Source organism: Nocardia sp. NPDC058114 (assembly GCF_042884695.1).
Lineage (GTDB): Bacteria > Actinomycetota > Actinomycetes > Mycobacteriales > Mycobacteriaceae > Nocardia.
Genome location: NZ_JBHVTK010000005.1, coordinates 385,959 through 396,078, shown reverse-complemented (window position 1 = coordinate 396,078; position 10,120 = coordinate 385,959). Strand labels below are relative to the sequence as shown.

Here is a 10,120-nt window from a genome sequence, read left to right as displayed (position 1 = left end):
CGGCCGTCCCGTCGATCAGGTGCCGTTGCGTAGGCGACGAAGGAGCAAGCAACGGCGCCTGATCGACGGGACCGGCGGGGCCGCGAACTCGAGCGCGCCAGCGCTCCAGAAACTCAGTGCGCGGAAGGGCCCCATTCCAGCGGCACGCCCTTGGAAGCGAGGTACGGAATCGGGTCCATCTTGGCGCCGCCCTGATCCCAGATCTCGAGGTGCAGATGCGGGCCGGTGGACTGGCCGCGGTTGCCGACGGTCGCGATGACCTGGCCCGCGTTGACCCGCTGGCCTTCGCTGACCAGCATTTCGTTGACGTGACCGTAGACGCCGGTGGTGCCGTCGTCGTGCAGCACCCGCACCCACAGGCCGAAGCCCGACGCCGGGCCCGCCTCGATGACGGTGCCGTTGGACACGGACTTGATCGGGGCGCCGATCGAGTCGGCGAAGTCGAGGCCGTAGTGCATCGCACCCCAGCGCGAGCCGAAGCCGGAGCTGATCGGGCCCGCGACCGGGCGGGTGGCCTGCGGCGGCGCGACCTGGTGCTGGATGCCCTGAAGGATGTCCTCGACCTGCGACAGCGGGCCGGAGATCTCGGGGGGCAGGTTGCCGATCCCGAAGGGCGCGGCCACGGGGGCGGCGATCGGCGCGGCGACCGCGGTCACCGGTGCGGGGGTCTCGACGTGCGCGGCGACTTCCTGCGCGGCGACGAGGTCGACATCTTGACGGGCCGACTCGGGAACGACCGATTCCTCGACGCTGTCGTCGTGGGTCGGCAGCAGCGGTGCGGCGAAGGCCAGGGCCGGGGCGATCTGAGCGGTGACGCCGACCAACGCGCCCGCGGCGACCGCGGCACTGGCGGCGACCCGAACACGATCGGAACGCGACGCCTCGGCGCGGTGCCTGCTCCTGCTCGGGCTCCGGCCATCCGCGTGCGCAAGCAGGGCCTGCACGGAGATGGATTCGGGACCCACACGGTGCTGCGACAAGATCTCGTCCTAGCGTCCGACAACAAGGAAACGAAACCGGTCTGCGACCGGGCCGGAGACCACCTGGGTGTTCTCCGATGCCGAACTATGTGTAACGGTTCGGCATCCGTTGTGACGCGAACTCTACCCGGCCGTGACCATTCCGCAACCTTCTGTCACGAATTCGCAGGTAGATGACGTGCCGCACAGTAACAATCACAGTGTCCGACCCGTCACACGCGCTGTCACCGGGCCTGAACACGGTCCCGACCGACCAGACTCGACCCATGGTGATCGAGACCCTGACCGTCCCCATCGTCGCCGCGCCCATGGCGGGCGGCCCGTCCACACCCGAGTTGGTGGTCGCCGTCGCGGCCGCGGGCGGGTTCGGCCAGCTCGCCGCCGGATACCTCGGCACCGAGGCGGTGGCAGCGCAGATCGAGGCGACCAGAGCCGCCACCACGGCGCCGTTCGGGGTGAACCTGTTCGCGCCCGGCGCGGTGGCCGATCCGGCCGCCTACGCCACCTACCTCGCCGAACTCGGCGCCGAATTCCCGATCGGCACCCCTGAGCACGACACCGACGGATGGGACGACAAGCTCGATCTGCTGGTCGCCGATCCGGTCGCCGTGGTCTCGACGACCTTCGGCTGCCCCAGCGCGGTGGAGGTGGACCGGCTGCACGCGGTCGGCTCGGAGGTGTGGGTCACGGTCACCTCCCCCGCCGAGGCGCTGATCGCCGTCGAGGCGGGCGCCGACGTGCTGATCGCCCAGGGCGCCGAGGCGGGTGGGCACCGCGCGAGCTTCCTCGACGATCCCGCCGAGGACCCGATCGACCCGCCCGGCCTGCTCACCCTGATCCAGCTGCTCACCGCCGTCACCTCCCGCCCGCTCGTGGCGGCGGGCGGGATCGCCACCGGCGCAGGCGTGGCCGGGGTGCTGGCGGCCGGTGCGTCGGCGGCGCAGATCGGCACCGCGCTGCTGCGCTGCCCGGAAGCCGGCACCAACGCCGTGCATCGTGGTGCGATCGGGACGCCGGAACCGACGATGCTCACGCGCGCGTTCACCGGACGTCGCGCGCGCGGGATCCGCAACCGTTTCCTCGTCGACCACACCGCCGACGCGCCCGCCGCGTACCCCGAAATCCATTACGCCACTGCCCCCTTGCGGGCGGCCGCGCGGGCGGGTGGCAACACCGACGAAGTGAATCTGTGGGCGGGGCAAGCGCACTCGCTGAGCACCGGGCAACCGGCAAGCGAACTGGTCACCGATCTCGCCGCCGACGCGAAAAGCGCACTCCGGAAAGCACTTTCGGAACGAATTCAGGGTTATTGACAACGGATTTCGTTTAGACTCGGACCTGGCATCGCGTCCCGCCGACCACCCCCAAGCAGGAGGAGAGCCATGTCCCTCGATGTTCCCGCCGCATTACTCGAACGCGCAGAACAAGGCAATATCGACGACGCCGAATTCGTCGAATGTGTCCGTACCTCCCTGCCTTACGCGTGGGAGGTGGTGAGCCGGGTGGCCGAAGACCTGCGCACCGGCACCGACGAATACGCCGACAACCGGATCCCGCCGCCGGACGAGGTGGCTCGCGGGCAGCTGCTGCGCGCCCTGGCCTCCGACGCCATCCGCGGCGGCCTGGAACGGCATTTCGGTGTGAAGCTGGCCTTCCAGAACTGCCATCGGGTCGCGGCGTTCCCGCTGTCGGCCGTCGGCGGGGAGACCTACACCACCTACATCAGCCCTCGCGCCCAGCTCTTGAATCAGAGCCCCGAGCTGCGCAACTGCTGATCGACGAAAAAGGCGGGCGTGGAAGCAATTCCACGCCCGCCTTGTCGTTTTCGCTACACCGTGACGACGTCCAGCTCGCCCTCGGCGTACTGGGCGCGCAGGCGCTTCTTGTCGAACTTGCCGACGCTGGTCTTGGGCACCTCGGCGATGAAGGTCCAGCGCTCGGGCAGCTGCCACTTGGCGAACTTGTCGGCCAGGTAGTCGCGCAGCTCGGCCGCCTCGGCGGCAGCGCCCTCGGCGAGCACGATGGCGACCAGCGGGCGCTCGTCCCACTTCTCGTCGGGCACACCGATGACCGCGGCCTCGGCGACGGCCGCGTGGCCCATCACCGCGTTCTCGAGATCCACCGAGGAGATCCACTCACCACCGGACTTGATCACGTCCTTGGAGCGGTCGACCAGGGTGAGGTAGCCGTTGGCGCTGATCTTGCCGACATCGCCGGTACGCAGCCAGCCGTCGTCGAACTTGTCCGGGTCGATCTCCGCGCCGGTGGGCGAGTAGTAGGAGCCGGTGATCCACGCGCCGCGGACCTCGAGCTCGCCGAGCGACTCACCGTCGTTCGGGACGACCTTGCCGTCGTCGCCGACCAGCCGGGCCTCGACGTTGGCCGGGAAACGACCCTGCGTGTAGCGGTACTCCCAGGCATCGTCGTCGCTGACGCCCGCGGGCGCGTGCGCGACGCTGCCCAGCGGGGAGGTCTCGGTCATGCCCCACGCGTGCAGGATGCGCACGCCGTGCTTCTCCTCGAACGCGCGCATCATCGCGGGCGGCACCGCGGAGCCACCGACGACCGCGGTACGCAGGTGCGAGATGTCCTGCGGCGCGGCGGCCAGCGCGGCCAGCACGCCGCCCCAGATGGTGGGCACCGCGGCGGCGAAGGTCGGCTTCTCGGCCGCCATCATCTCCAGCAGCGGGCCGGGCTGCAGGAAGCGGTCCGGCATCAGGACGTTGGCGCCCGACATCAGCGCCGCGTACGGCAGGCCCCACGCGTTGGCGTGGAACAGCGGCACGATCGCCAGCACGTAGTCCGAGCCCTGGAAACCCATGCCGTTGGGCGAGTTCACCTGCATCGCGTGCAGCCAGTTGGAACGGTGCGAGTAGACGACGCCCTTCGGGTCGCCGGTGGTGCCGGAGGTGTAACACATCGCGGCGGCCGAACGCTCGTCGACGACCGGGAAGTCGAAGTCGGCGGACTGGGCGTCGAGCAGCTCGCGGTAGGAGTGCACGGTGACGCCTTCGGGCGCGGTGAGCGCGGCCGGATCGCCGTTGACGACGATCACGTGCTGCACGGTCTTCAGGTTCGGTAGGTACTGCGCGAACAGCGGCACCAGCGTGCCGTCCACGAGCACGACCTTGTCCTCGGCGTGGTTGGCGACGAAGACCAACTGCTCGGGGAACAGCCGGATGTTGAGCGCGTGCAGCACCGAGCCCATCGCGGGCACCGCGATGTAAGCGACCATGTGCTCGTTGTTGTTCCACATGAAGGTGCCGACGCGGTCGCCCTCTTCGATGCCGAGACCCCGCAGCGCGTTGGCCAGCCGGGCCGAATCGGCGCCGAGCTCACGGTAGGTCATGGTGCGAACACCGTCACCGGTCCATGTGGACACAGTCGAATCGCCCTGGAAAGTTGCGGCATAGTTGAGCAGTTTGGCCAGCGAGAGCTGGTCGTCCTGCATGGTGCTCAGCATCGGTGCTCCTTCAAGTCCCTGCCGTGGCATGAGCCACGTCACAACGGATGCTACCGAAAGGTTTGAGGCTCGCAATCGTTTCCTCCGACAACATTCCTGCAGGTCGGATCGTCATCACGCACCGGGCGGCAGCGCGTGCGGCGGCTGACCATCGGGCCCCCTATGGTGCGATGGCACTCCGGGACCGGCATGTTCGGCGTTGTGTACCGCGTCGACGACCAGGCTGCGGACATGGTCGTTGTCGAGGCTGTAGTAGATGGTGGTCCCCTCGCGACGAGTACGCACGAGCCTGGCCATCCGCAGTTTCGCCAGATGCTGGGACACCGAGGGGCCCGGCTTGCCCACCCGGCTCGCCAATTCGTTCACCGAGAGTTCTTGATCGGCCAGCGCCCAGAGGACTTGCACCCTCGTCGGATCGGCCAGCATTCGGAACACCTCGACCACCAACCCCACCTGATCCTCGGCCAGAGGCGAGCGGGCATCTGCATTCATGCGCAGATAATAGATCGCCGATGCCGGTTCCCCCGTAGGCGCCGCTCCGGACGTTGGTCAGGCCGACATCCGAGTGCCGAGGCAAGCGCCGGACCGAGGGCCGGAATCCGCTCAGCGCAACGCGATCTCGGCGAGCGCGGTCCAGTCGGCCAGCACCTTTTTGCGACGAACGCGATCACGGCCGACCATCTCGTCGAGAGTGGCGCCACGGACCAGGTTTATGGTGAGCCAGAAGGTGCTCTCCAAGCGCTCACCGGTGATGGCGGGGTCGATCAGCCCGGCACAGCGGTCGAGCAGCTCGACGGTGAGTTCGTGCTGTACCCGCAACATTTCACGGCGTAGCGCCGCGTCGTTGGCGATTCCCACATACAGCTCCACCGCGGCACGACCGAGCTTGCCCGCGAAGGTAGCGGTGACCAACTCGACCAGTACAGCGCCCGCCGACCTACCGTCCGGCACCGCTTTCGCCTTACGCAGCATGGCTTCTCGCTGACGATCGGTGAGATGGCCGATCGCCTGAGCTAGAAGTTCACCGCGCGTGTGGAACTGATGCAGCTGCGCGCCACGCGTCACCCCCGCCCTGGCCGTGATATCGGCGATAGAGGCACCCGCATAGCCGACCTCGGCCAGGCTCTCGATGGCGGCATCAAGCAGCAGCGTCCGGGTCCGCAGACTCTTCTCCTGATGCTTGTTCGGTGGGAGCGCAGGCATCACTCCAGTATAGGGCTACAAAATTACATGTCACATTGCACGCAATTCAGTGCTCGGCGTACTGTCATGACATGGCTGTAGACCGGATGTTGCCCACCGCCGAGGCACGTGAGCTGATCGAACTGACCCGCGACATCGCCGACAAGGTGCTCGAGCCGCGTGTCACCGAGAGCGAGAAGACCGGCGTCTTCCCGGACGGCGTGTTCCCGGCGCTCGGCGCGGCCGGGCTGCTCAGCCTGCCGTATCCGGAGGAATTCGGCGGCGGCGCGCAGCCGTACGAGGTGTACCTCCAGGTGCTGGAGGAAATCGCGAGCCGCTGGGCCGCCGTCGCCGTGGCGGTGAGCGTGCACGGCCTGTCCTGCCACCCGCTGTTCACCTACGGCACCGACGAGCAGAAGCAGCAGTGGCTCGACGGCATGCTCTCGGGCGAAACCATCGGCGCCTACAGCCTTTCCGAAGCGCACGCCGGTTCCGACGCGGCCGCCCTGCGGTGCCGGGCCACCCCCGTCGACGGCGGCTACAACCTCAACGGCACCAAGGCCTGGATCACCAACGGCGGCCGCGCCGACTTCTACACCCTGTTCGCCCGCACCGGCGAGGGGTCGCGCGGCATCTCCTGCTTCCTCGTCCCCGCGGGCACCGAGGGCCTGAGCTTCGGCAAGCCCGAGGAGAAGATGGGCCTGCGCGCCATCCCCACCACCACCGCCGCCTACGACGACGCGTTCCTGCCCGCCGAACGTCGCATCGGCGAAGAGGGACAGGGACTTTCGATCGCGTTCAGCGCGCTCGACGCGGGCCGCCTCGGCATCGCCGCCGTCGCCACCGGTGTCGCCCAGCGCGCGCTCGACGAGGCCGTCGCCTACGCCAAGGAACGAGAAGCCTTCGGCCGCAAGATCATCGACCACCAGGGCCTAGGGTTCGTCCTCGCCGACATGGCTGCCGCCGTCGACACCGCCCGCGCCACCTACCTCGACGCCGCCCGCCGCCGCGATGCTGGCCTGCCGTATTCGCGCCAGGCTTCGGTCGCCAAACTGGCCGCCACCGACGCGGCCATGAAGGTGACCACCGACGCGGTCCAGGTCTTCGGCGGCTACGGCTACACCCAGGACTTCCCCGTCGAGCGCTACATGCGCGAAGCGAAGGTCATGCAGATCTTCGAGGGAACCAACCAGATCCAGCGCCTGGTCATCGCCCGCCACCTCGCCGGTAGCTAATAGGCAACGCGCTGATCAATAGGGGTCAGCGCGTTCGGGCAACCGATCAGTAAACTGGACGGCATCTCGACACCTCGACGAAATGAGGCGCGCGATGCTGTGGTGGTTGATCGTGATCGTGATCGTGTGCGTCGGTGCTCTGCTGTACCTGCGTGCCGAACAGAACAAGCGCAACGCGCGCGAGCTCGAGGAAGCACAGGCCGACGCGCGGGTGACCATCGAGCGGCTCGGCGGACAGGTCTACCAGCTGACTCCGCGCAACGAAGCCGCACGACAGGCCCTGGCCGACGCATCCGAACGGTACAACGCCGCGGGCGGCCAGATCGACCGCGCCGGCTCCTCCGCCCAAGCCCGCCTGGCCAAGCAGTCCGCCCTGGAGGGCCTCTATTACATTCGCGCCGCCCGCACCGCGATGGACATGGACCCCGGCCCTGCGATCCCGGCCATCGAGGGCCAGGACATCGCCGGCCAGGTCGACGAGCAGCGCACCATCGCCCACAACGGCCGCTCGATCACCGCCTCCCCCGCCCCCTCCGCGGGCACACCGAACTATTTCCCCGGCGGCCGCGTGGCGGGTCGCCCCGTCCCCGCCGGTTGGTATTCCGAGCCGTGGTGGAAGCCCGCGCTGATCGCCGGCGCCTGGGGCGCGGGCTCGGCACTGTTGTTCACCACGCTGTTCGCCGGAATGGGCGGGGTCAGCTACAACGCGCAAGCCTTCGAGGACGGCACCGGCGAAGCGGCCGTCGATCCCGGCACCGACCAGGGCGGATTCGACCCCGGCGACACCGGCGGCGACTTCGGCAACAGCGGAGGTTATGACACCGGCGGCGGTTTCGACAGCGGCGGCGGCGGCGATTTCGGCGGCTTCTGACCCCGCCCAACGGGCCTCTGCCACCGACCCCGGCCCCACGCTATACTCAGCTCGGCCAGCCCAGCCTGGCCACGCCTTCGTAGCTCAGGGGATAGAGCAACCCTCTCCTAAAGGGTAGGTCGCAGGTTCGAATCCTGCCGAGGGCACAAACCTGCGACACTAATTTCGCAGGTCAACGGCCGTTTCCTCGCGATTCCGACAAAGTTCGCACACGAAAGTCCAGGTCAGGCGCGTTCGTCCCTCTGGAGTGGCAGGGCACAGCGAACATGGGAATGCACGCATCGGTACACGGGATATCGGCGACCGGGCCTCTCACCGGCACCGGTTAGTCCCGGCACCATGTCCTTCGCGGCGCGCAGCGGCCGGTTCCACGGACTTGGCCATCTGGCCGCCACCGGTTCCGACTCCCCGCCCCGTCACAGGCGTCATCGACGCTGCACCTGCGGAACGAGTACAGCAACCGTCCCGGTGATGGGGAAAGCGATGAGCTGTGGTCGCAAGATGGAGCACCCGTCGCCGATCGAATCCGACTCGACGGACTTCGAGCCGGATTGCCGACCAGACTTCCCGGCGCACCTACCCGTAAAGATGCCGAAAAGACCCGCATGCACCGCAAACCGGAACGATCCGCCGAGACAGCCCGCACCGAATCCACCGCCGCGCGGCCGACGAATGGACTCACGGAGGATTCTGGGCGCGCTGCCGGTCACAGCCCCGATACATGCCACGATCGATGTCGATCCGACCAGGCTTGGGAGTCAATGACAGCCGGGTCACGATCGAATGGTGACATCCACAGCTCCATTTTCGCTGAACCATTTCTTGAGCTCGAGACCCGCGAGAACCATAGCCGATTTCACTCCGACATCCACTGGACCAATTATGGACCCCGAAGCGCCTGCCACCGAACATCCGCCCATTCGTGCGTCCGAAAAGTCTGTCGAAGAAAACTCGCAGCCTCGCAGATCGGCGGATCCGAGATCGGCATCCGCAAAGCTTGCGCTCCGCAAGTCAGCACCGACCAGATTTGCACGCCGGAAGTCCGAATCCTCGAAGACCGCGCTCTGAAGACGGGCATCACAGAAAATACCACCAGTTGCCGAACAGCCACGACCTTCGACCTTGCGGAGATCGCTACGACTGAAATCAGCATTACGCAAATCGGCCGAGATCATCCACGCTGTATACAGATCCACATCGGATACACATGCCGAAGTCAGATCGGCCCCATTCAAGGACGCGCCCTCCAAGAACAAACCCGATACATCAGAGCGGGAAAGGTTCAGACCGTCCCCATTGAAGAGATTCGACGCCGACATCGACATCGACACCGGTGGCAATTGATCCAGGTAGAGCCCCAGAGCCACTTGAGCCGCAGGGTCAGAAGGCCAACGCTTGACATCGCTCCTGGTCCGGCCATAAATCAACTGCCCCATACTACTTTTCCTTCAGTCAGGCATTGCCGAGTAGGTCACCACGAGTGGGGCGTGATCGGAGAGGCGCTCGGCGGGTGACGGTTCCTTGTCGACGACGACAGACGTGGCGAGGCGGGCGAGACCGGGTGTCGCGAGTTGGTGGTCCACGCGCCAACCCACATCCTTGGCGAACGATCGACCCGCCCAACTCCACCAGGTGAGTGGACCCTGGCGATCGCCGTGCACCTGTCGCACCACGTCGACGAGTCGGCGCGTGCCGAGAATCGAACTGAACCACTCGCGGTCGGCAGGCAGGAATCCGTCCATCGTGCGGGCGGCACGCCAGTTGGTCACATCGTGCCGGGTGTGCGCGATGTTCAGATCCCCGGTGAGGACGAACTCGCGTCCCGCGCTCAGCGCCGCGAGCCGGTTCCGATGCACTTCGCGGGCGAACGCCGCGAGGAACCTCTGCTTCCGTTCGTACTTGACCCCACCGTCGGGCTGTTCGCGCATAGATCCCGGGCGCTGGAGATGCGAGGGCAGACCACCCTTGGGCAGATACAGACAGGCCACCGTCACCGGCCGGTCGGCCAGGTCGACCTCGATATAGCGTCCCTGTGCGGCGAACTCACCGAGTCCGCGGGCCCGGGGTGGGTGGGTCACCCACGTCCGCACGGCAGCGGCGCAAACCCTCGTCAGTACGGCCACACCGTTACGACCGGCCACCGAACCCACGTCCACCGCCGCCGAATAGCCCGGGAAAGTGCCCACATCAGATGCGGGACAACGCAACTCCTGCAACGCGACCACGTCGACCGACCGCGCCCGCAACCACTGGTCGAATCCACGACGACGTGCCGCGCGGATTCCGTTCACGTTGAATGTGGCGACAGTGAGAGAATCAGCGACCGACGAACCCATGGCAACACTGTGCCGGAGTCCCCCGTCACCCGCTCGGGCAGCTCCGGTACGCG

At 67.3% G+C, this 10,120-nt stretch carries 10 protein-coding genes and 1 tRNA gene; 5 read left to right on the top strand and 6 right to left on the bottom strand.

Translation table 11 applies throughout. From position 1 onward, the window contains the following. Nucleotides 1-113: 113 nt before the first annotated feature. A complete protein-coding gene (locus ACFVVI_RS21390; protein WP_378632128.1) occupies nucleotides 114-980 on the bottom strand; it encodes a M23 family metallopeptidase in 867 nt (288 codons plus the stop codon). A 266-nt stretch (nucleotides 981-1,246) separates the two neighbouring features. Here ACFVVI_RS21390 and ACFVVI_RS21385 point away from each other — a divergent pair, with 266 nt between their 5' ends. Next, entirely contained in the window at nucleotides 1,247-2,293 is a 1,047-nt protein-coding gene (locus ACFVVI_RS21385; protein WP_387446450.1) for an NAD(P)H-dependent flavin oxidoreductase, read from the top strand. Nucleotides 2,294-2,362: 69 nt separating this feature from the next. After that, nucleotides 2,363-2,755, top strand: a complete 393-nt coding sequence (locus tag ACFVVI_RS21380; RefSeq protein ID WP_378632123.1) for an SCO5389 family protein — start codon at nucleotides 2,363-2,365, stop codon at nucleotides 2,753-2,755. 53 nt (nucleotides 2,756-2,808) lie between these two features. Here the strand turns inward: ACFVVI_RS21380 and ACFVVI_RS21375 are convergent, their stop codons facing one another. From ACFVVI_RS21375 to ACFVVI_RS21365, 3 genes are all read right to left on the bottom strand, one after another. Continuing rightward, entirely contained in the window at nucleotides 2,809-4,443 is a 1,635-nt protein-coding gene (locus ACFVVI_RS21375) for a long-chain fatty acid--CoA ligase (protein ID WP_378990437.1), read from the bottom strand. A 114-nt stretch (nucleotides 4,444-4,557) separates the two neighbouring features. Then, on the bottom strand, nucleotides 4,558-4,935 hold the full coding sequence (locus tag ACFVVI_RS21370; protein ID WP_387446449.1) for an ArsR/SmtB family transcription factor: 378 nt from the start codon (nucleotides 4,933-4,935) through the stop codon (nucleotides 4,558-4,560). 111 nt (nucleotides 4,936-5,046) lie between these two features. Continuing rightward, nucleotides 5,047-5,646: a TetR/AcrR family transcriptional regulator gene (locus tag ACFVVI_RS21365; RefSeq protein ID WP_387446447.1), complete on the bottom strand. Its 600-nt coding sequence runs from the start codon at nucleotides 5,644-5,646 to the stop codon at nucleotides 5,047-5,049. 71 nt (nucleotides 5,647-5,717) lie between these two features. On the opposite strand from ACFVVI_RS21365, the gene ACFVVI_RS21360 reads away from it, so the two are divergent. From ACFVVI_RS21360 to ACFVVI_RS21350, 3 genes are all read left to right on the top strand, one after another. Further along, on the top strand, nucleotides 5,718-6,860 hold the full coding sequence (locus tag ACFVVI_RS21360) for an acyl-CoA dehydrogenase family protein (protein ID WP_378990440.1): 1,143 nt from the start codon (nucleotides 5,718-5,720) through the stop codon (nucleotides 6,858-6,860). A 94-nt stretch (nucleotides 6,861-6,954) separates the two neighbouring features. Further along, the gene (locus ACFVVI_RS21355; RefSeq protein WP_387446445.1) at nucleotides 6,955-7,731 is read left to right on the top strand and encodes a DUF1542 domain-containing protein; all 777 of its coding nucleotides are present in this window, start codon (nucleotides 6,955-6,957) and stop codon (nucleotides 7,729-7,731) included. Nucleotides 7,732-7,804: 73 nt separating this feature from the next. After that, a tRNA-Arg gene (locus tag ACFVVI_RS21350) sits at nucleotides 7,805-7,877 on the top strand. Between the two features lie 627 nt (nucleotides 7,878-8,504). Here the strand turns inward: ACFVVI_RS21350 and ACFVVI_RS21345 are convergent. Together ACFVVI_RS21345 and ACFVVI_RS21340 are read right to left on the bottom strand one after the other, a co-directional pair. Further along, the gene (locus tag ACFVVI_RS21345; RefSeq protein WP_387446443.1) at nucleotides 8,505-9,167 is read right to left on the bottom strand and encodes a pentapeptide repeat-containing protein; all 663 of its coding nucleotides are present in this window, start codon (nucleotides 9,165-9,167) and stop codon (nucleotides 8,505-8,507) included. Between the two features lie 12 nt (nucleotides 9,168-9,179). Continuing rightward, the gene (locus tag ACFVVI_RS21340; RefSeq protein WP_387446442.1) at nucleotides 9,180-10,067 is read right to left on the bottom strand and encodes an exodeoxyribonuclease III; all 888 of its coding nucleotides are present in this window, start codon (nucleotides 10,065-10,067) and stop codon (nucleotides 9,180-9,182) included. Nucleotides 10,068-10,120 lie beyond the last annotated feature (53 nt).

Coding starts and splice junctions, on each gene's coding strand:
- ACFVVI_RS21345 (WP_387446443.1), bottom strand. CDS start 9,167: ATGGGGCAGTTGATTTATGGCCGGACCAGGAGCGATGTCAAGCGTTGG.
- ACFVVI_RS21360 (WP_378990440.1), top strand. CDS start 5,718: ATGGCTGTAGACCGGATGTTGCCCACCGCCGAGGCACGTGAGCTGATC.
- ACFVVI_RS21380 (WP_378632123.1), top strand. CDS start 2,363: ATGTCCCTCGATGTTCCCGCCGCATTACTCGAACGCGCAGAACAAGGC.
- ACFVVI_RS21365 (WP_387446447.1), bottom strand. CDS start 5,646: ATGCCTGCGCTCCCACCGAACAAGCATCAGGAGAAGAGTCTGCGGACC.
- ACFVVI_RS21375 (WP_378990437.1), bottom strand. CDS start 4,443: ATGCTGAGCACCATGCAGGACGACCAGCTCTCGCTGGCCAAACTGCTC.
- ACFVVI_RS21385 (WP_387446450.1), top strand. CDS start 1,247: ATGGTGATCGAGACCCTGACCGTCCCCATCGTCGCCGCGCCCATGGCG.
- ACFVVI_RS21370 (WP_387446449.1), bottom strand. CDS start 4,935: ATGAATGCAGATGCCCGCTCGCCTCTGGCCGAGGATCAGGTGGGGTTG.
- ACFVVI_RS21355 (WP_387446445.1), top strand. CDS start 6,955: ATGCTGTGGTGGTTGATCGTGATCGTGATCGTGTGCGTCGGTGCTCTG.
- ACFVVI_RS21340 (WP_387446442.1), bottom strand. CDS start 10,067: ATGGGTTCGTCGGTCGCTGATTCTCTCACTGTCGCCACATTCAACGTG.